The organism is Xenorhabdus littoralis (assembly GCF_033949345.1).
Classification (GTDB): Bacteria; Pseudomonadota; Gammaproteobacteria; order Enterobacterales; family Enterobacteriaceae; genus Xenorhabdus; species Xenorhabdus littoralis.
Map to the genome: position 1 here is coordinate 37,913 of NZ_VCDP01000033.1, position 23,041 is coordinate 60,953.

Sequence of the window (23,041 nt, forward strand, 5' to 3'; positions counted from 1 at the left end):
CTTGGGAGAGAAGGGTACAAAGGTAAAATAAAAGTTTTAAGATTGCCTATCACATTAATAACGCCGGTTTTTACCGGCGTTATTTTGCGTGTCATTATGAATGGCTAAGAGAATTATGTTTTGAATTATCAGCTAGTTACTACCGATGCACAATTACAGTCAGTCTGTGAGCGGGCTAAAAAACAAGCAAAAATTGCACTGGATACCGAATTTGTACGTACACGGACGTATTATCCCCAATTAGGTTTGATACAACTGTTTGATGGTGAGCAGCTTTCTTTGATTGATCCCCTCGAAATTTCGCAGTGGCAGCCCTTCAGAGAATTATTGACGGAGCCAAGTGTATTAAAATTTATCCATGCCGGCAGTGAAGATTTAGAAGTTTTTAGCAATAGCTTCCAGTGCTTGCCTGAACCCATGATTGATACTCAAGTATTGGCTGCATTTATTGGTCATCCAATGTCATGTGGTTTTGCAACGTTGGTTGATGAGTATTTGCATGTAGAGTTGGATAAGAGCGAATCTCGTACCGATTGGCTGGCGCGTCCGTTAAGTGGAAAGCAGTGTGAATACGCAGCAGCAGATGTTTATTATTTATTGCCACTCGCCGATATTCTGATGGAGAAAACAGAGCAGGCTGGGTATATCGATGCAGCAAAAGATGAAAGTGATCTGATTGCCCGACGCCGTAAAGAAATAGTGAAACCCGAATTCGCTTACAAGGATATTGGTAACGCATGGCAGTTGCGGCCCAAGCAGTTGGCTTGTCTGAAAAAATTGGCAGCATGGCGATTAAATCAGGCACGGGAACGTGATCTGGCGATTAATTTTGTGGTGCGTGAAGAGAACTTATGGCAGATTGCCCGCTATATGCCGACATCTCTGGGTGAGTTGAATGCCTTGGGATTGAGTGGGCAGGAAATTCGTTGTCACGGTCGTCGTTTGTTGGCGATGGTTGTAGACTGCAAAGATATTCCAGAAGAAGAGTATCCGGCTCAAATTATGAGTCTGATTGATTATCCGGGCTATCGCAAGATTTTTAAAGACATTAAGTCACTGGTCACTCAAGTGAGTGAATCCTATCATTTCAGCGCGGAGTTGCTGGCTTCTCGCCGACAAATCAACCAACTGCTCAATTGGCATTGGAAACTGAAATCATCGGAGTATCAGCCTGAGTTAATCAGTGGTTGGCGTGGGAAGTTATTGGCTGAACCTGTTGCCGAAATATTGGGTCATTATTCAGCACAATAATTCAGCAAAATAACATCCGCTACTCTGTTTAAACATTTCGGTTTGGATTTTATATCGGGATGCTACCACATCCCGATATATTCTTGAGGAATTACCGTGTTAAATTAAATAGCATCACTTGATGCTGTTATTTTAGCGATTCCTCAATCTCTGGTAATGTTACATTAAGTTCCAGTACAGAGATATCATCATTTTTTTGCTCAAATTGTACAGAAAGCATTTCCGGATCGATTTGTACGTATTTGCAAATCACAGCCAGAATATCTCGCTTCATTTCAGGCAAATAGGCAGGCTCAGAGTCACCACGGCGCCGCTCTGCCACGATGATTTGTAGCCGCTCCTTGGCGATATTTGCTGTCGGTTTTTTTCTCGACAGGAAGAAATCTAACAAAGCCATGCGTTACCCCCTAAACAGGCGTTTTAAAAAGCCCTTTTTTTCTTCTTCGATGAAACGGAAAGGCCGTTCTTCACCGAGTAAACGTAAAACGGTATCTTCGTATGCTTTACCAGCATCAGATTCTTTATCCAGAATAACAGGTTCACCTTGGTTGGATGAACGGAGAACAGATTGATCCTCTGGGATAACTCCAAGCAAAGGAATGCACAGAATTTCCAGTACATCTTCCATGCTGAGCATATCACCTCGGTTCACACGTCCTGGATTATAACGAGTCAATAGCAGGTGCTCTTTAATCGGCTCTTCACTTTGTTCTGCACGGCGTGATTTAGACGCTAAAATCCCTAAAATACGATCAGAGTCACGGACAGATGAAACTTCCGGGTTTGTCGTAATAATTGCTTCATCGGCAAAATAGAGTGCCATCAATGCGCCGCTTTCAATACCTGCTGGTGAATCACAGATAATAAAATCAAATCCCAGTTGAGATAATTCATTCAGAATCTTCTCGACGCCATCACGGGTGAGAGCTTCTTTATCGCGGGTTTGAGAGGCAGGCAGAATGTAGAGATTCTCTGTGCGCTTATCTTTGATAAGCGCCTGATTTAAGCTGGCATCACCTTGAATGATGTTTACGAAGTCAAAGACCACTCGGCGTTCACAGCCCATGATCAAATCGAGGTTCCGTAGACCGATATCAAAATCGATAACGACGGTTTTTTTCCCTCGTTGGGCCAGACCGGTAGCAATGGCCGCGCTTGAAGTGGTTTTGCCAACGCCACCTTTTCCAGATGTAACAACAATAATGCGTGCCATGAAGCGATTCCTTGTTATAAGGGCTAGACTAAGGTTTCAATAGTTAATTCATTGTTTACCAGACGTAATTTTGCTGCTTTTCCAACAAAATCCTCTGGAACTTTTTCGCTGAGCCAATATTGGCCTGCAATAGATGTCAGTTCAGCATTTAAATGGGTGCAGAAAATCTGGCTTTCTTGATCGCCAGATGCGCCTGCCAATACTCGTCCACGTAGCACACCATATATATGAATATTTCCATCAGCGATTAATTCAGCACCAGCGCTCACATTACTTGTCACAATGAGGTCGCTATTTGGCGCATAAATTCTTTGTCCTGAACGAACAGGTGTATTAATTATACGAGTTTTTTTGAAAATAGGTTCGGTCGGTTTATTTTCTTGAGTAAGAACTTTCTGACTTTTACCTTCTTTCAATAAAGGGAGTTCAGATTTTAAAACAATTTTTCGTTGTTCTTCATTCTGACAGCCACTGATGCCAACAATACGCAAGCCTACCGATTCAATAGAATGGCGGAGAGCGAGTAGGTCTGCATCAACAGGGAGATTGGCTATATTGACAACAACAGGAGCATTCTTCAGAAATTCAGGCGCTTGCTCCATTTTTTCCCGCATAGCTTTGTGAATGACTTCCGGCTGGTCATTATGCAAATGAACGACCGAAAGCGTAAAATTACTACCTTTTAGCTCAATTGGCGACTGTGGCATCGATATTTTGACTCAGCAAGGTTAAGTTTCCCAAGTGATTACCTAGAATAGTTTTCTATAACAACATCTGGGAGACGATATTCTTAAATATAATAAGCATGTTATAGTTAGTGAATTATTCAAGCAAGCCGCAGAGTTAATTTAAAAGAGTTTATGACAATGATTTGTGTAATTTACAGAAGCCTAAAACGTGACCAAACATATCTTTATGTTGAAAAAAGAGGTGATTTCTCGCGCGTTCCTGAAGAGTTGTTAAAAACATTTGGTGAACCTCAATATTCAATGATGATTTCGTTATCAGAAAGAAAAAAACTCGCCAATGCAGATATTGAAAAAGTAAAAATGGCGTTGAGTGAACAAGGATTTTACTTACAAGTGCCACCGCCAGTAGAAAGTTTGATTAATGACCATTTGGCATCAACCAAGCAATAAGAAAATATCTGGCAACGGCCTGATCCTGAACCGAGGAGCTGATTTATGAAATTAATCACTGGGATGACTTTATTGGCGGCAACTCTGTTGGCAGGATGCAGTGCATCAGGTGGTAAACAATTGTACAACCCATCTGCGCTGACCGCTCGCTCCCAAACAGAAGTCAGGGCTTTGGATCGCGATTTTCCATTGAGTTCCCGTGAACCATCACAATTTCCTGCTTACGTGGCATTGCTGAAACAGCAAGCGAGAGAGCAAGGTTTCAGTGAGAAAACACTGGACAGGGCATTTGCTAATATTCATTTCATTCCGAGAGTCATTAAGGCTGACCGTAATCAGCCGGAAAAGAAAGTTACGTTGGATGATTATCTGAATCGCGTCTTGCCAACCTGGAGAATTGATCAGGGTGCCGCACAATATGAAAGCCATCTTCCTCAGTTAGAAACAATCAGTCATAAATACGGTGTACCGAAAGCCTATATTGTTGCTTTGTGGGGGTTGGAAAGCGGTTTTGGCAAAATTCAGGGAAAAGAAGATGTCATTTCGGCATTATCCACGCTGGCCTTTGAAGGTCGCCGGGAGGTGTTTTTCATCAAACAGGTATTGGCTGCGCTAGAAATTATGCAAAACCAATATATTGATGAAGACCAAACCCTAAAAGGTTCGTGGGCGGGTGCAATGGGCCAGAGCCAATTCATGCCAACCTCTTATTTGACTTATGGCGCGGATGGCAATGGAGATGGCAAAATAGATATTTGGAACAATAAAGACGATGTTTTTGCCTCGACCGCAAATTATCTGTCCAAGGAAGGGTGGCAACAAGGTTTACCGTGGGGATATGCCATTTCCCTGCCTGCGGGTTTTGACGCGACACTGGAAGGTGTTAAGCCTGAGCAGGGTAAAACGATAGACCAGTGGCAGGCATTAGGGATCTCATCCCCGCATTTTGCTAAACTACCTGTAAACACCAAAGGCTGGATTGTGATCCCTGATGAACCAACACAGAGAGCATTTTGGGTAACACAAAATTTCCGTACTATTATGCACTGGAATCGTTCTTACTATTTTGCCCTTAGTGTTGGTATGATGGCAGATGGTATCACGCAGCGAACTCATTTCCTTACTCACTGAAAATCGGATCTCTAAACTTCAGGTGTTGAAATAAGCGGATTGAAAACAGATAACGGAGAATGTTATGTACCAGCATCGTGATTGGCAGGGCGTACTGTTAGATTTTCCTGCCAATAAAGTCGTTTGTGTCGGCAGCAATTATGATAGTCATATGAAAGAGATGGGTTCTCAATCAACTGAAGAACCAGTGATATTCATCAAGCCTGAAACCGCATTTTGTGATCTCTGCCAGCCTGTTTCCATCCCGCACTCGTTAGGTTCAGTGCACCATGAAATTGAATTGGCTGTTTTGATTGGCTCTACACTCAAGAATGCTAATGAGGAACGAGTCAGTAAGGCTATTGCGGGCTTTGCCGTTGCACTGGATTTGACATTGCGTGATTTGCAACGAGAATTTAAACAATCAGGACAACCGTGGGAAAAAAGTAAGGCATTTGATGGTTCATGCCCGATATCAGGTTTTATTCCTGTGAATGCCTTTGGTGATCCACAAAATACTCAACTGTCTTTGACAGTAAATGGCGAATTGCGCCAGAACGGCAATACGAGTGACATGCGCATGCCTATCATCCCGTTGATTAGCTATATGTCACGCTTTTTTACCCTGCGCCCCGGCGATATCATCTTGACGGGAACGCCTGAAGGTGTGGGGCCACTACAATCTGGTGATGTATTAAACGTTTCTCTTGATGAGCACGTTTTGACCACCAGAGTGATTTAACCACGAGGAATGACAGAAATTATGTCTCAACCTTTCTGGCAGGTGAAAACCTTAGAACAAATGACAGACCCGGAGTGGGAAGCACTATGTGATGGTTGCGGTCAGTGCTGCCTGCATAAGTTGATGGATGAAGATACTGATGAAATTTATTTCACCAATGTTGCCTGCAATCAACTGAATATCAAAACCTGCCAGTGCAAGAATTACGAAGATCGTTTCAGATATGAGCCTGACTGCATCAAATTGACCCGTGAGAATATGATTACTTTTGCATGGTTGCCGCAGACTTGTGCTTATCGTTTGATTGGTGAAGGGAAAAAACTTCTGCCGTGGCATCCATTGGTCAGTGGTTCAAAATCGGCCATGCATGCGGAGCGCATTTCTGTCAGGTATATTGCTGTGCGTGAAGCAGATGTGGTAGATTGGGAAGACCATATATTGAATAAACCAGAATAGTTATTTTATTGATTGATATGAAAGGGATTTTATATCATGGTAATGCAATTTCCGATATACCATTAATATCGAATTTTCCTCCCGCTTTTCCGACTTTAAACTATAAAGAAAAACTGATAACTTGTTTGTTCAATAGTCAATACAAGGAAAGAGAAATGGCAAGCTATTTGATTCGTGTGGAGCTTTATGGTACGGGTTCTGACGGCTATGAAAAATTGCATAAAAGGATGACAGCGAATCAGTTCAATCAATCTATCCGTTTTCCTAACGGAAAATGGCACCGCCTTCCCACTGGAACTTATGTTGGTAATTCTCCATTAGAATCCATTGATTTGGCGGAAAAAATTAAATCTATGGCTACGCCGTTCTCAAATAAAGATCCTGCCATATTTGTTTGTACTTACAGTAACTGGAGTGCGTCACTCTATCCCGAGAAACAACACACGGAATCTGGCTTTGGCGAGTGAATAGTGATCAGGTTGATAATTTAATCGAGTACCTATCATATATCAAATGATATTCATTGCTACGCAAGGGTATTTGATTGAAGTAAAAACTCACATTTTATAATAAACTACGAATACCATAGCCAAACCACCCCTGACGCAAAAAAATTAGGTATAGTAATTAGGTATAGTAATGAAGCAGGCGGGAGTAACCAAGCGTTTTTATATTAACTGGCGTGATGAATAAATTATTCAAATTTATATATTTAATTTAAGGTTACGCTCCGGCGTGGCCTTTAAAAAATAAATTGGGCATCATTATATTCCGAAATAGCACACTGAATCCGATTCTGGCAAGAATATTGTTCCATTCTTACAACAACTCAATCAATTCCATAACGATATGTAATAAATATTAGAATGGTACTTATGCTGCTTACCTAATATATATCAGAGACTGTTGGTGCTCTTTCTGTGCCAGACAGTCAAAGCCACTACCGTGCAGCTATGGAAATTTGTCTGATAATGAGGGAAAGTTAAAATGAACAACAGATGGATGAGCTATATAACGTTTGTAGGGGTTTGGATTGCTATCACACTGATAATTGGTGTTATGTTGTCATAAAAATATAAGATTGGAATCAACTGGATAACTTCGCTTATGCGGATATTAATTGAAATACCGTTTTAACAGATTACCCAGTATCATGCTGGGTAATCAAATTCATGTAAGCAGAAAAAATATCATTGGGTTATTGGTCAAGATCCCGCAAAGTATAAACCAACGTGTTTTGGCCATTAACCAATGTAAGTTTTTTACCTTTTAAGCTGACTTTTGCACCTTTAGTCAACATGCCATTAAACACCTGATCCCACTGATTGAGTCTTTCTTTGGTGCAGTACATTTGGGTTCTGGTTAAATTTTTGACAGTCAGTACGTTGTTCTTTAATTTGCCAGATCCCATGAAATTGTTACACATAGTGCCTGAGACATGCATGTTTTCATCAAATATAATCGAAAGCTTGCTGTCTTCTTTATTCGAGATATTCTCACTATTGACGCTGACCAAAGCAAAATGATGATTTTGTAGATCTCTGGTTTTGACATTTCCCGTAGCGCTAACCCCCGAAGATTGACATGCTGTAAGTAACAGGGTGGCGACCACTAACGGAATCGCTTTTTTCATTTTATCTCCTGATGTTCTCTGAAATTATCCAACAATATTCGGACAAATTTTTCCGGATGTTAATTGCTGGATATTTTGTAAAGTCGTTTCACTGATACTCGTTAACGCTTCTTCTGTTAAAAACGCCTGATGACCAGTGAACAGTACATTATGACAGGAAGACAAACGGCGGAAAATATCATCTTGAATAACGTCATTTGATTTATCCTCAAAGAATAAATCGCGTTCATTCTCATAAACATCCATGCCTAATGCCCCGATTTTTTCCTGTTTTAATGCGTTAATCGCAGCAATGGAATCGATTAGTGCACCTCGGCTGGTATTGATGATCATCACACCATCTTTCATTTTATTGAATGCCGTTTCATCTAATAAATGATGGTTTTCTGGTGTCATAGGGCAATGAAGGGAAATAACATCAGATTCAGAGTATAAAGTATCTAAATCGACATATGTCACACCCATATCTAAAGCCTCTGGATTTGGATATGGATCATGTGCCAATAAACGCATACCGAAACCCTTCAAAATTCTTAGAGTAGCAAGACCTATTTTTCCCGTACCAACAATACCGGCCGTACGTTTATACATATTGAAACCTGTCAGGCCTTCAAGGGAAAAGTTGGCATCACGGGTGCGTTGGTAAGCACGGTGAATGCGCCGATTCAGGCACAGCATCAATCCAACGGTGTGTTCAGCTACTGATTCAGGTGAATAAGCCGGTACCCGAACAATCTGAATACCCAATTCTTTTGCTGCATCCAGATCGACATTGTTGAATCCGGCACAACGCAATGCCAATACTTTGATATTCATCTCTGCTAATTCTTGCAGAACTTCGCGTCCGCCATCATCATTGACAAAAATACAGACAGCGTCTGCGCCAACGGCATTTTTGGCAGTTTGTGCACTCAGAGGAAAATCAAAAAACTCGATATGATAATCAAGGCCAAGTTTTTGGTTGAGCATTTCAAAATGTTTACGATCATACTGCTTTGTACTGTAAACAACCAATTTCATAACAATATCTCCGCCATACAGTAACTGTAGAATCATCCGAGCCATTCATGAGTTCACATTGCTGAAAACTGTTTGCAATAATAACATCTACTGAAGGTTCTAAGCGTTATATCTCGCTATACTCGAATAAATCGCCTGATAAGCTATTCATAGTAATAGCCTGTATAATAAATCGGCTTAGAGCCTGATATGAGACTATCATAACAGGAAGTTGCTATAAGGTTGCAAAGAAGAGATAAGGATTGATGACCAAAATATTAAAAGTGCTCTCAGTGATGATGTTACTGTTGGTGTTACTGGTATTGGCAGGTTGGTATACACTTCCACGCTGGGTTCCATTGCTTGCCGGTCATTGGTTGCCACAAGGTGTCACCCTTTCTCTGACGCAACCTGAATTGAAAAAGAGTGGATTATGGTTGGATGGGATTTCATTGAAAGCAAAAGAGTGCGATTGGATTCGCATATCTGGCTTATTGGTGGAGTATCCACGTTGGGAAAATACTGAAGGCCATGACTGGAATATTCATGTTGCCAATATTGCCAGCCAAAGCCAGTGCCTGTCACAACTTCCTGCTCTCTCTGCTGCGGAAAAACAGTCACCACCATTATCTGTTCAGGAAATATTATCCTCTATACTTTCGGTCAGGCTTACTGTTGATCACATAGCTCTTATGCCGTGGCCGGATTTCGCCGGTAGTTTTCAATTTAGTTCGTCAGCTCAGGGGCAATTATTCTCTTACCAAGGTGAACAGTTAAAACTGAATGCGCATATTAAAGATAACAAAACTCTTATTATTCATAATCTTTATGTGAAATTGCCTGATCAGGAAATTAATCTGAATGGGGATGTTGCATTACCGCTGAATATTGAAGAACTGCCTGAAAAAGGACAAATCACCGCGCATTTATCTCTCAGTCAATATCCGGAGCCGCTACAGGTAACATTGACATGGCAGGGGAAAAGCGGGCAATTCATTGTTATTGAAGAAAATAAAATTATTGGCGAAAAGAAAAAACACATACTGGCGGAATTACCCTGGTCAATCAATGAATCGCAATTTCAGATAACGGGGGGGAAATGGCAATGGTTGGAAGCTGGTCAGCCATTATCTGGGGGCGTTAATCTTACGCTTTTTCAATGGAAAAAGGGGTTGTCAGGGATGTCTGTTAGCGGACGGATTAATCTGGTTACTCAAAATGGGCAGGGTAAAGGTAATGTCGTACTTTCAGTGCAACCGACGCCAATCAATATCACTGATGCTCATATCCCATTTCAGTTAACCGGACAGATGAATAGCGGACAGATGACCATGACGATGTCATTACCTGCTGTCATAACAGGATCACTGGTTGCACCTAAAATTACCTTTCGGACAGGGGCACTGTTTCGGGCATGGAGAAAAGTCAGTGAAACGTTTACCGTGAAAGAGGCACGATTGCCTTTAGCAGGGACTTACCTGACGCGCGAGGGTTTTACCGGACGTCTTCAAGCCATAGTGACGGCGCAGGACAGCTATTGGGGAAAATTTAAATTACATCTGGATGGGTATGCTGAAGATTTTATGCCTGATCAGGGAAATTGGAAATGGCGCTATTGGGGGGATGGGAATTTACCTCCGTTACAAGCCAAATGGGATATTGCTGGCATAGGAAACTGGAATCAATCACAGATAACAGTGAATTCATTAAACACGGGGTTTGACCTTATTCAATATGGTCTTGTACAGATGAAAACCCCGCGTTTAAAACTAACCAAACCGTTAGTTTGGGAGCGCGGAGTAAATCACGCTAAGTTAATGGGGGATTTGCAGTTATCTGCCCAGAGAACAGAATTTCGTTCTGGTGGTTTCCTGCCTCCTTTTAACTTTAAGGCCACATTGATTGGGCAGTCACCCGATAATTTTATGCTAAATGGTACATTGCATTCCAAAGGTATTGGCCCCATTCCATTTTATGGGCGCTGGGATGGAGAGCGATTAAGGGGGGAAGCCCGTTGGCCACGACAATCTTTATTGGCATTCCAGTCGTTTATTCCGCCAGATCTGGGTATTACGGTACGTAGTGGGGATATTTATGCACAAGCTGCTTTTTCAGCAGCAAAAGGACAAGGATTTCGTGCTGGTGGTCATTGGGTAGTGAAAAATGCGGGCATGTGGCTGAAAAATGGGGAAGTAGATGGTCTGGATTTTATTTTGCCCTGGCGTTTGCAGGAACAGACTTGGCAACTGGGATTGGCATCACCAGTTCAGCTTCGAATCAAAGCAATTAAGGGACTATTTGATTTGCAAAATGTAACAGCGGATCTGATGGGTTTTTATCCTCCGACTGATACACAGCCATTGGCGCTGACTAATGTGCATACTGATATTCTGGATGGAAAATTGGGAATGAATAAATTACAGCTCCCACAAAAAGAACCCGCTATATTGCGATTTAACAAACTGAATCTGAGCAAATTGTTTGGCGTGTTAAAAGTCAAGCAAATGGCGATGTCAGGAAAGATCAGCGGTGAACTGCCAGTATTACTAAATGATCAAAATTGGATTATTCAACGAGGATGGGTATCCAATGAGGACTATCTGACGTTGAGACTGGATAAAGATACTGTCGATTCCATAGGAAAAAATGATTTATCGGCAGGTATCGCAATGGACTGGCTACGTTATTTAGAAATCGAGCGTTTAAAGGCATATGTAACTCTCAATAATCTGGGGATCTTGACATTATCTTCAGAGATCAGCGGGGTTAACCCCGTGGTAGATAAAAAGCGTGAAGTCAGGCTTAACTATCGCCATGAGGAGAACATTTTTCAATTGTGGCGTAGTCTGCGTTTTGGCAGTAATCTGGAAGAGTGGTTACAGAAAAATATATCTGTAATGAGCGGGAGTGATGAATGATAACAAAAATTAGATTCGGGTTGCCGACCGTCAGGGTCAGCATGATGTTAGCTGGTATGATGTTATTCAATATGGCATTGACAGGGTGTATCAGGCTGGAAATGGCGACGCCGGATAAGCCTATCAATATCAACATGAACGTGAAAATTGAGCATGAGATTCATATTAAAGTTGATCGGCAAATTGAAGATATGCTCAAGAATAACTCTAATTTATTCTAAAGGTTAGAATATGAAAAAAGCAGGAGTGGTATTTCTGATGAGTCTGCTGTTCAGCTCTTTTGCTGTGGGCATGGAATTAAATGAAGCAAAACAGAAAGGACTGGTAGGAGAAACGTTCAGTGGCTATCTGGCACCCGTAAAAAAAACCCAAGATGCTCTATCTATGGTCAAAGTAATTAATGATGAGCGGGAAAAGAAATATTCTGAAATTGCAGCCCAAAATAACATGACAACGAACCAAGTCGCGAAAATGGCGGGCGAAAAACTGGTAAATCGCGCGGCATCGGGGGAATATGTGCTTGGTATCAACGGTAATTGGGTAAAAAAATAAGCGCGCCGTCTGGCGCACTCAGTCTTGATTAAGCGGCAGTTTCTTCGGGTTGTATTTGTGCCATTTTCTCTATGATATCATCCATCACATCACGGGCATCTTGATGAGTCTGGCTGGCTGCTTCCGCACCCAGTGCCAAACCTTCTGAGAATACGAACTCTACGTCTGTAATGCCGATAAACTTAAGAAAAACGCGCAAATAGGGTGTCATCAAATCGGTTGGATTGCCTTTATGGATACCTCCACGGCTAGTCAAGACAATAGCCTTTTTGCCTTTCAGCAAACCTTCGGGACCTATTTCAGTATAGCGGAACGTCATGCCGGCACGGGCAATCAGGTCAAAGTAGGTTTTTAGCTGAGTTGGAATAGTGAAGTTATACATTGGTGCGGTGATTACAATAACATCGTGTGTTTTTAATTCTGCAATCATCTCATCAGACAGAGCTAAAGCTGATTGTTGGCGTTCCGTCAGTTCTGCGTCACTTGGACGCAAGGCCCCGACTAACTCACCATCCAGTACCGGAACTGGGTTTTCTGCTAAATCACGGATGGTGATATCGCTATCTGAATAGTTAGCCAGATATTTTTCGACAAAATAGTCGGCCATTTTATTACTTTGGGAATATTGGGCCAGAATGCTGGATTTCAGAACCAGTACTTTACTCATTCTTTACTTCCTTCGTTAACTATCAATACTATAATTTAGTTAATTATTTTGCTGTGTGGAGTATCTTATACAAGAAATTGTTCAGGCAATAACTTAATATTTTGAGATAAGCATTCAAATTCACTGAATGATTGAAGGATATATATGAAGTACATGGAATTGAACAATATATGTTACACTTCTAAGGATTAACTCATAAGAAACTATCCTCTGAGCCTGCAAAGACAGCGCTACCCAGTTTAAGAACGTCACAAGGATTTATCACAGTGGAATCACCTTTGACAGCACCATTTGCTGAATTATTCGCTGAACTTGATCACGCAATGTTGCGCGATCAGTTCCGTTTGAGAAAACGCCTGCATGGAGCAGCAAAAATTAAGAATCAAGCTTCTTTGCAGGCCGTGGCACAATCCATTTCCGAGGATATAACCACCGCAAAGAAGAAAGTCATTAATCGCCAAGCCGCATGTCCCTCAATTAACTACCCTGAAAACTTACCTGTCAGCCAGAAAAAAGACGATATTTATAAAGCGATTCGGGATAATCAGGTTGTTATCATTGCGGGTGAAACCGGCTCAGGGAAAACTACCCAGATCCCAAAAATCTGTCTTGAATTAGGTAGAGGGATCAAAGGGCTGATCGGACATACCCAACCCCGTCGTTTGGCCGCCCGTTCAGTTGCCAACCGTATTGCGGATGAATTGGAGACGCCACTTGGTTCTACGATCGGATACAAAGTCCGTTTTAATGATCAGGTAAGTGAAAATACATTGGTCAAGTTGATGACTGACGGTATTTTGCTGGCGGAATTACAACAAGATCGCTTGTTGCTGCAATATGATACGCTCATTATCGATGAAGCTCATGAACGGAGCCTGAATATCGATTTTATTCTTGGCTATCTGCGTCAGTTGTTGCCAAAACGTCCTGATCTGAAAGTCATCATTACCTCTGCAACGATTGATCCGGAACGTTTCTCTCGTCATTTTAACAATGCACCCATTGTTGAAGTGTCGGGGCGTACCTATCCGGTGGAGGTGCGTTACCGCCCAGTGGCGGGTGATGATAATGACAGTGATCGCGATCAGCTTGAAGCCATTATTGATGCTGTGGGCGAGTTGGGGCGTGAAAGCGCGGGCGATATACTGGTTTTCATGAGTGGAGAGCGGGAAATCCGCGACACAGCGGATGCACTCAGCAAGCAAAATTTCCTACATACCGAAATTCTGCCACTCTTTGCACGATTGTCTAACAGCGAACAAAACCGGATATTTCAATCCCATGTTGGTCGTCGAATTATATTGGCAACCAACGTAGCTGAAACATCGTTGACTGTACCGGGTATCAAATACGTGATCGACACCGGGTATGCGCGTATCAGCCGATACAGTTATCGCACCAAAGTGCAGCGCTTGCCGATAGAGCCTATTTCCCAGGCATCTGCCAATCAGCGAAAAGGGCGGTGTGGTCGTGTTTCTGACGGGATCTGTATTCGTCTTTATTCCGAAGATGATTATTTATCACGTTCAGAATTTACTGATCCGGAAATTCTGCGCACCAATCTGGCCTCTGTTATTTTACAGATGACTTCTATTGGATTGGGCGATGTCAGCGCATTTCCGTTTGTTGAAGCGCCAGATAAACGCAATATCCAAGATGGTGTTCGCTTATTGGAAGAGCTGGGCGCTATAGATCCGGAATCCCTGTCAGAAGGTGCTTACCGATTAACGTCAATGGGGCGTCAATTAGCGCAGTTGCCTATCGATCCACGTCTGGCCCGCATGGTGCTGGAAGCCAAAGTATATGGTTGCGTTCGTGAAGTGATGGTCATTACCTCGGCGTTATCGATTCAAGATCCAAGAGAAAGGCCGCTCGAAAAGCAACAAGCTTCTGATGAAAAACACCGTCGCTTTGCAGACAAAGATTCGGATTTCATTGCATTCCTGAAGCTGTGGGATTTTCTGGTGGAACAGCAGAAAGAGCTGTCTAGTTCCCAATTCCGCAAACTTTGTCGTCAGGATTATCTGAATTACCTTCGTGTCAGAGAATGGCAGGATGTTTATACCCAGCTCCGACAAGTCGTTAAAGAAATTGGATTACCAATCAACAGTCAGGAAGCAGATTATCGTAGTATCCATATTGCCTTGCTGACCGGCTTGCTATCCCATCTCGGACAAAAAGATACGGATAAGCAGGAATATACTGGTGCACGTAATGCCCGTTTTTCTATTTTTCCGGGCTCTGGCTTATTTAAAAAGCCCCCTAAATGGGGAATGGTCGCTGAATTGGTGGAAACCAGCCGATTGTGGGGACGTACTGCCGCGCGTATCGAACCTGAATGGATAGAGCCGCTGGCCGGACATTTAATTAAGCACCATTATAATGAACCGCACTGGCAAAAATCTCAGGGAGCGGTGATGGCAACGGAAAAAGTCACGTTATATGGCTTACCGATTGTAGCAGGACGTTTAGTGAATTATAGCCAGATAGATCCAATGTTATGCCGTGAACTGTTTATCCGTCATGCGCTGGTTGAAGGGGATTGGCAGACTCGTCATTCATTCTTTCGCGCTAACCTGAAATTACGTGAAGAAGTTGAGGAACTGGAACATAAATCTCGCCGCCGGGATATTTTGGTGGATGATGAAACCCTGTTCAGTTTCTATGATCAACGAATCGGCAAAGATGTTGTTTCATCTCGTCATTTTGATCGCTGGTGGAAAACGGCAAGCCAAGATCAGCCGGAATTGCTCAACTTTGAAAAGAGCATGTTGATTAAGGGGGATGCAGATAAAGTCAGTGCATTGGATTACCCTAATTACTGGCATCAGGATAATTTAAAATTCCGCTTGAGCTATCAATTTGAGCCGGGCACTGATGCGGATGGTGTTACGGTACATATCCCACTACCAGTATTGAATCAGGTTAAAGATGAAGGGTTCGACTGGCAAATTCCGGGTATTCGTCATGAATTAGTTATTGCGTTGATCAAATCACTGCCAAAACCAATACGCCGTAATTTTGTCCCAGCACCTAATTATGCACAAGCATTTTTAGAGCGGATTACACAACCCCAAGCGACACTATTGGATAGCCTTGAAAAAGAATTACGTCGCATGACGGGTGTGACCGTGTTACGTGATGACTGGCAGTTAGAACAAGTACCTGATCATCTGAAGATAACATTCCGCGTTCTTGGCGAGAAAAAAACGGGTGAGAGAAATAAGGCATTGGCGGAAGGAAAAGATTTATCAGTACTGAAACTCAAATTGAAAGGGAAAGTTCAGGAAACACTTTCGGCGGTTGCAGATGATGGTATTGAACAAAGTGGCCTGCATATCTGGAGCTTTGGTGAATTACCTGAGCGTTACGAGCAAAAACGCGGCGGTTATTCCGTTAAAGCATTTCCGGCTCTGGTGGATGAGAAAGACAGTATTGGCATTAAACTGTTCGAAACTGAAACCGAACAACAAAATGCCATGTGGGAAGGAACGCGCCGCCTGTTATTGCTGAACATTCCATCGCCTATTAAATATCTGCATGAAAAATTACCCAACAAATCTAAACTGGGTCTGTACTTCAACCCATATGGAAAAGTATTGGATTTGATCGATGATTGTATCTCTTGCGGCGTCGATCGATTAATCGCTGAAAATGGTGGGCCTGCGTGGAATAAACAGGCATTTTCCAGTTTGCAGGATAAAGTGCGTGCTGATTTGAACGAGGCGGTTGTTGATATTGCCAAACAAGTGGAACAGATCCTGACGGCGGTATTTAACATTAATAAACGTCTGAAAGGGCGGATTGATATTTCACTCGCACTGGCATTATCTGATATTAAAGAACAAATCTCCGGTCTGGTCTTTACTGGATTTGTTACCTCTCACGGCTGGAAGCGTCTGGCGGAGGTTCTGCGTTACCTGAATGGTATTGAGCGTCGGTTGGAAAAACTGGCGGTTGATCCTCACAAGGATAGGGCGCATATGAGTCGGATTGAGCATATCCAGCGTCAGTGGCAACAATGGCTGGCGAAACTGTCTGTTCAGCAGAAACAATTGCCGGAAGTAAAAGAAGTTCGTTGGATGATCGAAGAACTTCGGATTAGCCTGTTTGCCCAACAATTAGGTACTGCATATCCGATATCTGACAAACGTATTTTTCAGGTAATGGAAAATATAGCATCATAATATGTTGTGGGCGGTAGTGATTATTATTTACTACCGCCTCGCTAAATAGTTGCCTGATACCAAAGTATAGTTACAACATACTTCTATATTAAACAAACTATACTTATCAGCACTACACTAATAATCTAAAAAAACAAAAAGGGTGAGCTACCACCCTAAATATCGCAATGCCGCAATAGTGAATTATTGATAAGTCAGCGTAATTGCTGCTGTCGCATCCGCTTTACCGGGAATGACTTTCGCCTCAGTCTGGATATAACGAGCCTGCATTGGAAGAGAAAAATGTCTTATCGTTTTTTGGCCAGAGCGGACTATAAAAGGTTCACGCATCGATAACGGTCGATTGAGCCACAAAATTTGCACCCCAATCCCTTTTGCTGTGACGTTGTCACTACTGTAATCTAGCGCCCAAATATTATTTGAGTTACTTTTGGCCGGGCGTCCATCCAGAGAAACCGCGACACTCAGGTTTGCATCACAATCCAATGTCAGGTCGAAACCTGTTGTTCCGGTTGTACTATTAATACCGCTAAACTCGCTGGTTTTGATATTTCCCATATCAACGAATGTTGTGGTTTGTTTGAGAGAACAACCTTGAGTCACAATGTTAGTATCTGCCAAATAAAAAGTATGAATAGCAATATCACTACCTAATCTCGCTCTGGTTAATAATTTTCTTTGAATTTTACCTGAGTCTGTAATAGGGGCAATTTTGATTAATTGTACTGTTAAATAACCCCATGTTTTACCACAATATTGTAGCTTACCAGGCGGTTCTTGTGACAGGTGACAATTGAATGCAGGATTTACAGTTCTGGGAAACCAATCAATGCCAAAATTGGATCCCTGAGTCCAAGTATTGATACGTATGCCAACACCGGGTATTCCGGATTCATAAATCGAGTCATAGTTGTAGTGTGCTCGTTCAAAATCGGGTTTATCCCATGTGGCTTGGGGCTGGTAATTGCAATAGGCCAGATTGCCTTGTGTATCGACTTGATCCAACCTAATTTCTTTAATGTGTGTTCCGATAGGATGATCCCGAGGGATTACGATAGTACCAAAAGAGACTACCGCTGTTTTGGCGGTAACACCTGGATAATAGTCACAACGGTTGTCTGCTTGACTGGCAAAACTACTTATCATGCCGACGATAAATAAACCCGCTAATAATAATTTTAATCTGCTAGCCATAAATAATTTCCATAATATATAAAAATATCAAAAAGGTGGTTGATTTTGTTATTCACAGGATGCGTTCAGCGTGTACAGACCAGATTCGGGCATTTGGTCTGGAAGTTGATATTTAACATGGCATTTTTGAGCCTCTTTGTGACCCCATTTCACCCATATCTGGCCTGAATCAGGAATACCACTGAGATAAGCTTGCCCATCATTACTGACAATGGCGCTATTGGGTTCATCTATCTCATTTTTTTGTTCCAATGTAGCCGTTGCACCAAAGGGAACTTCTTTACCTTTATGGGTAATAGTTAATAAAACGCGATGACCAATGCGAGTCTGGAAATTGGCCAGAGTTAATGAACCACGGGTTGGGATAATGGTTTGGGTGTTGATATCAATATCAACGTTGTTGCCCATTGAATTCGTATCCAGCGCAATGCGATTTTTTCGATAACTGCTGACATAAGGGACGATGGCATAACCTTGCCAGTCAGTCTTAACACCAGCGTAATTTTGCACTTTAACACCTTTAGCACCATTGGCACGTACCAATACCGGCGTGTCTCCCAAAGATTGAGCGAGAGTAATACCATAAGGATGGGCCACGATCCCTCCATTTAAGCCATAAGTCAGCTGACTGGAGTGTTTATCATAATTGTAACCTGCGTTAACTTGGCTATATGCTCCTTTGTATTCAGTACTGATATTTCCGCCGCTATTTTTATTATGGTTAGTATAATTTTGCTGAATGTTATAAGTTAGCTTGTTATCTTCAAGAGCAGTACCAGTCAAACTGAGCTGGTGAGAAGTATCGCTGTTTTTGCTGTTAGTCATGTTATAGCTTACCCAGCTGTTCTTCAGCCAACGCTCCAGAGGGATTTGAACACTCAATGAAATAATCTGTTCATTGTGATTTGCGCCTGGGAAAGCATTATAGGAATAGTTCAGGTTATAATTGATTGAGTTATAACTTGTGCTATAACCTGCACTGATGCTTTTTTCATAACCTTTCTGATGCCAATAATCTTGCTGTAAAGCAGATAAATAGACGGCACCCCAATCACCCATAGTCTGGTTAATGTGTAGCTGTAATTTGCTGCGCTTGTTGATGCTATTATGGAGACTCTCACCATTCATAACATCTGATTCATTTGCTTCTTTAAAATCATAGAAATTGTGAGTTGAGTAACGATAACCTGCCAGAGTAAGGTTAGTGCCGGTTTGAGTGAGATCTTTGGCATATTGGAAACGATAAGATTGACCATAATGACTGCCGTTGGATATTGAATTGGTTTTGGCGTAGGTTGCATCAAAAGAAAGAGAGCCCCAATCAGAAAAGCTGTAGCCCGTCCCCAAAGCGACAGATTGATAATTTTTTGCGATTGTCGTCCCGCCATATGCAGTGACATGATTGGAAATACCATATATCACCGTTCCCTGCATAAAATAGGGTTCTCTGCCACGATGAGAGTTGGATTTGTATTTTCCTAGCGTTAAGGAATGTCGCAGGCTATTTTCCCGTAACATGATAGGTACAGTAGAGAAAGTTTGCACAGAACGATGTTCTTTCCCATCAGCCTCTTTGACGATGACTTCTAAATCGCCGGTGGACGTTGTTGGATAAAGATCATTGATCACAAAAGGTCCGGGAGAAACGTAAGATTCATAGATAATATAACCATTTTGTTTAATGGTTACTTTGGCATTGCTTTGTGCGATACCTCTGATTGTTGGTGCAAACCCTTTTAGGCTGTCGGGTAACATACTGTCATCAGAAGCCAATTGAATGCCACGGAACTGAACGCTATCAAAAATAGGTGAGGGTGTGTAACTATCACCAAATGTTAATTGACTTTTCAGTGTGTGAATATCACGTTGAAGATAAGTATTAATACTTTGCCATTTTCTATCTTGGCTGCTGTAGGTAGAATAATTCCGTAAACGCCAAGCATCCCAATTAGCACCTGACCTGAGGTTGAGAAAATGGTTTTTTGTAGAGCCGGATTGATTATCCTGCCAAGTCATGGAGCCACTGTAGCTATAATTGACTAATAAAGACGTTAATCCCTGTTCCCACAAATGAGATGGCACATAGTCTCTGGCTTGGCTATGCAATGTGGCCTGTGGAACACTAATATCCAGTCGTTGAAGTTTAAAATCAAAAGAAGACGATGCAGATGGAATATATTGACCTAGATCAGAAATTTCCATCTCTTGCGGCGAATCTCGCAGTGAAGGGAATGAATCAATATTCACACCCATATCCCGAAGCTGCTGTATTTTAAGTTTTGGCGATAGTTTATTATTTTCGATAATAAAATCGATATTTCCAGTATCAACTTTCTCCCGATTAAGATAGATATCTACCCAATAACGGCCAGGAGGCTGCTGATCATCTTGAGTAAAGAGAGATAGATCAATATCTTCTGGAAAACCTGAAAGAACTTCCAATGCATTAATGTTAAAATGTTCTTCAGCATAAGCTTTATTGTTATAAACCTCAAAACAGGTCGTTAACAATGAGCAGAGAAGAATTTTACTATATAGATAGCGCAATTTTAATTTGATAAATAACATCCAATTATTAGAAGTCTTTTGGTGAAGATAATGACGGTAGTTATCCATAATAATTTTCTAATTTTGATATATCCATCATATTTCACATTACATTTTTGAAATCTCTTGGATATATAGATGGAATGGTTTTTTGCTAAAGCATCTGTTCTTCTTCTGGCGTAACACCGCCAAAATCATTAATAGTTTTCCACGCTACTTGATTGATATCCTTAATAGGAACGTCCCAACTTAATTTTTCAAATGGTGAGATCATTCCGGGAGATTGAATTTCATGATTCTTTACTCCATTTCCTGTAGTTAACTCAGAAAAAGAGACATAGTAAGGTGTTGGGTTTTCCGCTGTGAGCTTATGCCCATCAATGCTGAACTTCAGAGTCTTATAAGCCGTGTTCGCGTTATCTGCTAAGTCGGCAGGGCGATAAAATAACTTAAACTGGGATTTTACTGTGATTTGTAATTGGTTTTGTCCCGTTTTGGCAGTGGCGGGAATAGATTTTATATTGATCCAGAACAAAGATTCTCTATCATTGGGTAAATTATTTCCGGTTTTAACAATTCGTAAAATATTTTCATTCCCGGCAGTTAATTTAAAAAGTGGGGGAGTAATAATAAAAGGTGTTTTAGTTTCATTATGTTCTCCGTGAACCCAAGATTGAATAAGATAAGAAATATCATCCTCTGGATTATTAATGGAAATAGATGCTTCTTTTTGATCACTAATATAAACAAGTCGTGTACCGCCAATGACGACGCCAGCAAGAGAGATGTTGATACTGAAAATGCAAGTGAGAATAAAAATCAAAATGCGAAAATATGCCAAAGTAATTACTCCAAAAAAATATTATTGCTTATGTTTATTAATAAATGAATATAACCAAGTGACTACATATCATTTTTGTTCATTTAGAACAGGTATCCAGATTTGGCATCCTTGCCATAAATCCCATTAGTTATAGGTAATAGTGAAGTTAGCTACTGAATCACCTGAACCCGGCTCTACTTGATCAGTTGTTGCTATATATTTAGCGATAAAATTCAGCTGCTCAGTTTTTTGGCCACTTAGTTTCTGAGAACGTGAACTTTGAGCGAGAGGGATCAGTGTATTGCTGTCATCTTCAAAAAGCGCGATTGCAACACCTTTAGCAGAAGGAGAAGTAGTACTATTGCTTAGGGCTAAAAGACCTTTATTGTTTATGTCTGGTTGACCATCAAATTTGACCTGAGCTTGTTTATACTCTGATGGGCAATCGGTCAATGTAATACTAAAACTAGTAGGGGAAGAGACTTTACCCGCTTTATCAAGTGAACTTGAGCTGATAGTTCCCATATTTACGGTTTGATTGAGTGAATTAGAATCAATTTTACAGGCAGTCTGAGTAATTTTTCCCGTAAATTTGATTTGCCCATCGTAAGCATGAGCAGCGGATATAAATACAGATGAAACAAATAAAGATGAAATAATTAGTTTGGTTTTCATTTTTTAATACATCCAACCTCTGACTAGCTTATATAGCAGAGTAAAAGGTTACTAAGTTAAGGTTAAAGCCGTACATTAATACAGCAAATGAATTGTTTATATTTGCATCTGAAAAGCAACAAAAAAACAACAGTGCATATTTTCTTATCAAAGGATAAGGCGGAGAATATAGTAGCGATTAATTAGAAAAGATCAAAATAATAACTCGACTAATCTTATTATTCAGAGCTTTACTCCTAAAAGTAAGTATTAATAGAATTGTTATTCATAAGCTAGAGTGTTTTTCATTCGTGAATGAACTTTTATTCTGTTTTATAAGATTAATTATTAATTTTTGATCTAATGTAAAAACAAATGAAATAATAAACATATATAAATTTGCCATTTATTTTTTTTGCTACATTTTTAAATAAATATTATGTATTTGTGACTAATGCTCACTCTTCTGATTTTTATTCCTAACATTTCACATATGTAGATGCTTATAATTTAACTTAAGTGAAATATGCAATCATTATGGCCATTAAAAGTTAACTTATTATTAATAATATCTGGCTCAGAAAACGAGCCCCTTAGTCTCTTTTTTACCCCTATTAAAAATAGAAGACATATGAATCAGAATCAATATTAATGTATTGTTCACTAATGGCCCTGTTTTCGCCTTTTTAGTTACAACATACCGTTAAAGTTCCAAACAAAAAATATATGAAACAACAGACAAAAAAATCAGAATCTAACTATATATAAGTATAAAAAATCTCTAGATGGCTTTTTTAAACGTGGGGGTTTTTTATAAAAAGATAGAAATAAATGTGAATCATTATCTATAAGGTAGTGTAAAAACCTTTCTTTTGACTAAAAATTAGTAAAAACATCCAACCCGTTTCAGTTGTTTTTTTAAGCGTATTGCGGACAAAAAATCAGAACCACCCGCA

The 23,041-nt window shown here is 40.9% G+C and carries 20 protein-coding genes; 10 read left to right on the forward strand and 10 right to left on the reverse strand.

Features of this window, described 5'->3' with window-relative positions; genetic code table 11:
• Positions 1 to 120: 120 nt before the first annotated feature.
• Positions 121 to 1,251: a ribonuclease D gene (gene rnd / locus FE394_RS09775; RefSeq protein ID WP_319926200.1), complete on the forward strand. Its 1,131-nt coding sequence runs from the start codon at positions 121 to 123 to the stop codon at positions 1,249 to 1,251.
• 127 nt (positions 1,252 to 1,378) lie between these two features.
• On the opposite strand, the gene minE is transcribed toward rnd, so the two are convergent.
• The 3 genes from minE to minC are packed head-to-tail and all read right to left on the reverse strand — an operon-like array spanning position 1,379 to position 3,171.
• Positions 1,379 to 1,648: a cell division topological specificity factor MinE gene (gene minE, locus FE394_RS09780; protein ID WP_010845755.1), complete on the reverse strand. Its 270-nt coding sequence runs from the start codon at positions 1,646 to 1,648 to the stop codon at positions 1,379 to 1,381.
• Between the two features lie 3 nt (positions 1,649 to 1,651).
• Positions 1,652 to 2,464 carry a septum site-determining protein MinD gene (gene minD / locus FE394_RS09785; RefSeq protein WP_319926201.1) on the reverse strand — a complete coding sequence of 271 codons (813 nt, stop codon included), beginning with the start codon at positions 2,462 to 2,464 and terminating at the stop codon, positions 1,652 to 1,654.
• Between the two features lie 23 nt (positions 2,465 to 2,487).
• Positions 2,488 to 3,171, reverse strand: coding sequence for a septum site-determining protein MinC (gene minC, locus FE394_RS09790; RefSeq protein ID WP_319926202.1), 684 nt, complete (start codon positions 3,169 to 3,171; stop codon positions 2,488 to 2,490).
• Positions 3,172 to 3,330: 159 nt separating this feature from the next.
• Here minC and FE394_RS09795 point away from each other — a divergent pair, with 159 nt between their 5' ends.
• From FE394_RS09795 to ghoS, 5 genes are all read left to right on the forward strand, one after another.
• On the forward strand, positions 3,331 to 3,603 hold the full coding sequence (locus FE394_RS09795) for a YcgL domain-containing protein (protein ID WP_319926217.1): 273 nt from the start codon (positions 3,331 to 3,333) through the stop codon (positions 3,601 to 3,603).
• A 45-nt stretch (positions 3,604 to 3,648) separates the two neighbouring features.
• A complete protein-coding gene (locus tag FE394_RS09800; RefSeq protein WP_319926203.1) occupies positions 3,649 to 4,734 on the forward strand; it encodes a lytic murein transglycosylase in 1,086 nt (361 codons plus the stop codon).
• Between the two features lie 64 nt (positions 4,735 to 4,798).
• Entirely contained in the window at positions 4,799 to 5,455 is a 657-nt protein-coding gene (locus tag FE394_RS09805; RefSeq protein ID WP_319926204.1) for a fumarylacetoacetate hydrolase family protein, read from the forward strand.
• A gap of 18 nt (positions 5,456 to 5,473) precedes the next feature.
• Positions 5,474 to 5,911 (forward strand): YcgN family cysteine cluster protein, encoded by a 438-nt coding sequence (locus FE394_RS09810; RefSeq protein ID WP_319926218.1) that lies wholly within the window; start codon positions 5,474 to 5,476, stop codon positions 5,909 to 5,911.
• A gap of 155 nt (positions 5,912 to 6,066) precedes the next feature.
• The gene (ghoS, locus tag FE394_RS09815) at positions 6,067 to 6,378 is read left to right on the forward strand and encodes a type V toxin-antitoxin system endoribonuclease antitoxin GhoS (RefSeq protein WP_319926205.1); all 312 of its coding nucleotides are present in this window, start codon (positions 6,067 to 6,069) and stop codon (positions 6,376 to 6,378) included.
• Positions 6,379 to 7,109: 731 nt separating this feature from the next.
• Here ghoS and FE394_RS09820 read toward each other — a convergent pair.
• Positions 7,110 to 7,544, reverse strand: a complete 435-nt coding sequence (locus FE394_RS09820; RefSeq protein WP_319926206.1) for an META domain-containing protein — start codon at positions 7,542 to 7,544, stop codon at positions 7,110 to 7,112.
• A 24-nt stretch (positions 7,545 to 7,568) separates the two neighbouring features.
• Entirely contained in the window at positions 7,569 to 8,564 is a 996-nt protein-coding gene (locus FE394_RS09825) for a 2-hydroxyacid dehydrogenase (protein ID WP_319926207.1), read from the reverse strand.
• A 245-nt stretch (positions 8,565 to 8,809) separates the two neighbouring features.
• Between FE394_RS09825 and FE394_RS09830 the strand changes: the two genes are divergently transcribed.
• Genes FE394_RS09830 through FE394_RS09840 form a run of 3 tightly spaced genes read left to right on the forward strand, consistent with a single transcriptional unit; the run spans position 8,810 to position 12,013 of the window.
• Positions 8,810 to 11,461, forward strand: coding sequence for a YdbH family protein (locus tag FE394_RS09830; RefSeq protein ID WP_319926208.1), 2,652 nt, complete (start codon positions 8,810 to 8,812; stop codon positions 11,459 to 11,461).
• Positions 11,462 to 11,502: 41 nt separating this feature from the next.
• Positions 11,503 to 11,682: a YnbE family lipoprotein gene (locus tag FE394_RS09835; protein WP_319926219.1), complete on the forward strand. Its 180-nt coding sequence runs from the start codon at positions 11,503 to 11,505 to the stop codon at positions 11,680 to 11,682.
• 10 nt (positions 11,683 to 11,692) lie between these two features.
• Positions 11,693 to 12,013: a YdbL family probable chaperone protein gene (locus tag FE394_RS09840; protein ID WP_319926209.1), complete on the forward strand. Its 321-nt coding sequence runs from the start codon at positions 11,693 to 11,695 to the stop codon at positions 12,011 to 12,013.
• 28 nt (positions 12,014 to 12,041) lie between these two features.
• Here FE394_RS09840 and FE394_RS09845 read toward each other — a convergent pair whose 3' ends face one another.
• Positions 12,042 to 12,680 carry an FMN-dependent NADH-azoreductase gene (locus FE394_RS09845; RefSeq protein WP_319926210.1) on the reverse strand — a complete coding sequence of 213 codons (639 nt, stop codon included), beginning with the start codon at positions 12,678 to 12,680 and terminating at the stop codon, positions 12,042 to 12,044.
• Between the two features lie 266 nt (positions 12,681 to 12,946).
• Between FE394_RS09845 and hrpA the strand changes: the two genes are divergently transcribed.
• Positions 12,947 to 16,867 (forward strand): ATP-dependent RNA helicase HrpA, encoded by a 3,921-nt coding sequence (gene hrpA / locus FE394_RS09850; protein ID WP_419836326.1) that lies wholly within the window; start codon positions 12,947 to 12,949, stop codon positions 16,865 to 16,867.
• Positions 16,868 to 17,050: 183 nt separating this feature from the next.
• Here the strand turns inward: hrpA and FE394_RS09855 are convergent, their stop codons facing one another.
• From FE394_RS09855 to FE394_RS09870, 4 genes are all read right to left on the reverse strand, one after another.
• On the reverse strand, positions 17,051 to 18,061 hold the full coding sequence (locus FE394_RS09855; protein WP_319926211.1) for a fimbrial protein: 1,011 nt from the start codon (positions 18,059 to 18,061) through the stop codon (positions 17,051 to 17,053).
• Positions 18,062 to 18,109: 48 nt separating this feature from the next.
• Positions 18,110 to 20,677 carry a fimbria/pilus outer membrane usher protein gene (locus FE394_RS09860; protein WP_319926212.1) on the reverse strand — a complete coding sequence of 856 codons (2,568 nt, stop codon included), beginning with the start codon at positions 20,675 to 20,677 and terminating at the stop codon, positions 18,110 to 18,112.
• Positions 20,678 to 20,762: 85 nt separating this feature from the next.
• The gene (locus FE394_RS09865) at positions 20,763 to 21,449 is read right to left on the reverse strand and encodes a fimbrial biogenesis chaperone (RefSeq protein WP_319926213.1); all 687 of its coding nucleotides are present in this window, start codon (positions 21,447 to 21,449) and stop codon (positions 20,763 to 20,765) included.
• Positions 21,450 to 21,575: 126 nt separating this feature from the next.
• A complete protein-coding gene (locus tag FE394_RS09870) occupies positions 21,576 to 22,106 on the reverse strand; it encodes a fimbrial protein (RefSeq protein WP_319926214.1) in 531 nt (176 codons plus the stop codon).
• Positions 22,107 to 23,041 lie beyond the last annotated feature (935 nt).

Coding starts and splice junctions, on each gene's coding strand:
- minE (WP_010845755.1), bottom strand. CDS start 1,648: ATGGCTTTGTTAGATTTCTTCCTGTCGAGAAAAAAACCGACAGCAAAT.
- minD (WP_319926201.1), bottom strand. CDS start 2,464: ATGGCACGCATTATTGTTGTTACATCTGGAAAAGGTGGCGTTGGCAAA.
- minC (WP_319926202.1), bottom strand. CDS start 3,171: ATGCCACAGTCGCCAATTGAGCTAAAAGGTAGTAATTTTACGCTTTCG.
- FE394_RS09795 (WP_319926217.1), top strand. CDS start 3,331: ATGATTTGTGTAATTTACAGAAGCCTAAAACGTGACCAAACATATCTT.
- FE394_RS09800 (WP_319926203.1), top strand. CDS start 3,649: ATGAAATTAATCACTGGGATGACTTTATTGGCGGCAACTCTGTTGGCA.
- FE394_RS09805 (WP_319926204.1), top strand. CDS start 4,799: ATGTACCAGCATCGTGATTGGCAGGGCGTACTGTTAGATTTTCCTGCC.
- ghoS (WP_319926205.1), top strand. CDS start 6,067: ATGGCAAGCTATTTGATTCGTGTGGAGCTTTATGGTACGGGTTCTGAC.
- FE394_RS09820 (WP_319926206.1), bottom strand. CDS start 7,544: ATGAAAAAAGCGATTCCGTTAGTGGTCGCCACCCTGTTACTTACAGCA.
- FE394_RS09825 (WP_319926207.1), bottom strand. CDS start 8,564: ATGAAATTGGTTGTTTACAGTACAAAGCAGTATGATCGTAAACATTTT.
- FE394_RS09830 (WP_319926208.1), top strand. CDS start 8,810: ATGACCAAAATATTAAAAGTGCTCTCAGTGATGATGTTACTGTTGGTG.
- FE394_RS09835 (WP_319926219.1), top strand. CDS start 11,503: ATGATGTTAGCTGGTATGATGTTATTCAATATGGCATTGACAGGGTGT.
- FE394_RS09840 (WP_319926209.1), top strand. CDS start 11,693: ATGAAAAAAGCAGGAGTGGTATTTCTGATGAGTCTGCTGTTCAGCTCT.
- FE394_RS09845 (WP_319926210.1), bottom strand. CDS start 12,680: ATGAGTAAAGTACTGGTTCTGAAATCCAGCATTCTGGCCCAATATTCC.
- FE394_RS09855 (WP_319926211.1), bottom strand. CDS start 18,061: ATGGCTAGCAGATTAAAATTATTATTAGCGGGTTTATTTATCGTCGGC.
- FE394_RS09860 (WP_319926212.1), bottom strand. CDS start 20,677: ATGGATAACTACCGTCATTATCTTCACCAAAAGACTTCTAATAATTGG.
- FE394_RS09870 (WP_319926214.1), bottom strand. CDS start 22,106: ATGAAAACCAAACTAATTATTTCATCTTTATTTGTTTCATCTGTATTT.